The organism is Rhodococcus sp. P14, from assembly GCF_000256505.1.
Lineage (GTDB): Bacteria > Actinomycetota > Actinomycetes > Mycobacteriales > Mycobacteriaceae > Rhodococcus > Rhodococcus ruber.
Genome location: NZ_AJFC01000269.1, coordinates 1 through 1,791, shown reverse-complemented (window position 1 = coordinate 1,791; position 1,791 = coordinate 1). Strand labels below are relative to the sequence as shown.

At 70.6% G+C, this 1,791-nt stretch carries 3 protein-coding genes; 1 reads left to right on the top strand and 2 read right to left on the bottom strand.

What is annotated here, in order from left to right:
• Positions 1–647 (bottom strand): translation initiation factor IF-3 (gene infC / locus OEY_RS0118850; protein ID WP_010595370.1); only part of this gene is annotated, 647 nt, incomplete at its 3' end.
• A gap of 357 nt (positions 648–1,004) precedes the next feature.
• On the opposite strand from infC, the gene OEY_RS0118845 reads away from it, so the two are divergent.
• Positions 1,005–1,358, top strand: a complete 354-nt coding sequence (locus tag OEY_RS0118845) for a DUF1844 domain-containing protein (protein ID WP_003937961.1) — start codon at positions 1,005–1,007, stop codon at positions 1,356–1,358.
• A 12-nt stretch (positions 1,359–1,370) separates the two neighbouring features.
• On the opposite strand, the gene OEY_RS0118840 is transcribed toward OEY_RS0118845, so the two are convergent.
• A partial coding sequence (locus OEY_RS0118840; RefSeq protein WP_237713762.1) for a pyruvate kinase occupies positions 1,371–1,791 on the bottom strand: 421 nt, incomplete at its 5' end.

The following is a 1,791-nucleotide window of genomic DNA, read 5'->3' as shown; positions in this document are numbered from 1 at the left end:
CCCCCGGCCGCGGGCTTGTCCGCGGCAGGAGCCGGCCTGGCGACGGAGGCCTGAGCGGTCTCCTGCGCCTTGGCGCGGGTCTTGGCGCCCTTGTGCGGCGCCAGGACCATGGTCATGTTCCGACCGTCCTGCTTGGGGGCGGTCTCGATGAAGCCGAGATCGGCGACGTCGGCGCCGAGGCGCTGCAGCAGCCGGAACCCGAGTTCGGGGCGGGACTGCTCGCGGCCACGGAACATGATCGTCACCTTGACCTTCGACCCGGCCTCGAGGAAACGCACCACGTTGCGCTTCTTGGTCTCGTAGTCGTGGTCGTCGATCTTCGGTCGGAGCTTCTGCTCCTTGATGACGGTCAGCTGCTGGTTCTTGCGCGACTCGCGCGCCTTCTGGGCAGCCTCGTACTTGAACTTGCCGTAGTCCATGATCTTGCAGACCGGTGGACGGGCGTCAGGGGCCACCTCGACCAGATCGAGATCGGCTTCGTATGCCAGGCGGAGTGCATCTTCAACACGCACGATTCCGACCTGTTCCCCGCCGGGTCCGACGAGCCGGACCTCGGGAACTCGGATGCGTTCGTTGATGCGGGTCTCAGCGCTGATGGGGCCTCCTAGGTAGAGCGGTGCGGTCCGGGTGACCGCGCCGCAGCACATGGGGCCGACTTCCGACGAAAAACCCCGCCGACGGTGCTCGCGCACCGGGCGGGGTCCGAATACCGACCGGCCCGACGGACCGCACGACTCGACGGTCGTGCGTTCTCGTCCCCCGATCACTCGGGGCGCACACTCCCCGGACATCCCGGAGGGCGGCGGACCGGACCACTGAGCGGAGATCATGACCAGGTCATGGGTCGCGCAGAGGTGGGAGTCGGACTCCACTTTGCTGCCCACGCGCAGTGCGCGCGGACGGTCGTGTCCCACAGCCTAGCAAACTTCGGCCCCGCGATCGAATCGCCGGCTGCGGCCCGACCCGCTCTCGCGGCAGCGTGCGGCGGGTGGGATCGTGAAGTCATGACCGACACCCCCGATCCGACCGTGGCCGACGACGTCCGGCACCTGGGCGAGATCCCGGCCGTCGAGGTGATCAGCCGCGCCGCCGTGATGCTCATGAGTTCCGCCGCCGAGAAGCTCGGCCTGGCCGACGAGGATCCCGAGGCCGGCACCCACCGCGACCTGGACGAGGCGCGCCGCGTGATCACCGCCCTGGCCGGGCTGGTCACCGCGTCGGTGGAGTACCTGGGCCCGCACGCCGGGCCGCTGCGCGAGGGATTGCAGGCGCTGCAGCGGGCCTTCCGGGAGGCGTCGGCCTACCCGGACGAGCCGGGCAAGGGTCCCGGCGAGAAGTACACCGGCCCGGTCTTCTGACCCGGGCCGGTCTCACCGCAGCGGCACGCCCGGCTCCTCCCAGGCCCGCAGGCGCCGCAGCAGCGAGTCCTTCTTGCGCTGATGGTCGGCCATCCGGCACAGCACGTCGTCGAGGAACCGCACCGCGTGGTCGACGTACGGGCCCTTGTTGAGCATCACGCATTCGGCGCGGCCCGACGCCGCGGCGTCGGTGATCTCCGCGCGCGAGGGACGGCCGGTGCGCGCGAGGGTGTCGAGGACCTGCGTCGCCCAGATCACCGGGACGTGCGCCGCCTCGCACACCCACAGGATCTCCTCCTGCACCTCGGCCAGCCGGCCGTACCCGGCCTCGACGGCGAGGTCGCCGCGCGCGATCATCACCCCGACCCGGGGTGAGTGCAGGGCCGCGAACAAGATGGCCGGGAGGTTCTCGAAGCCCGCCACCGTCTCCACC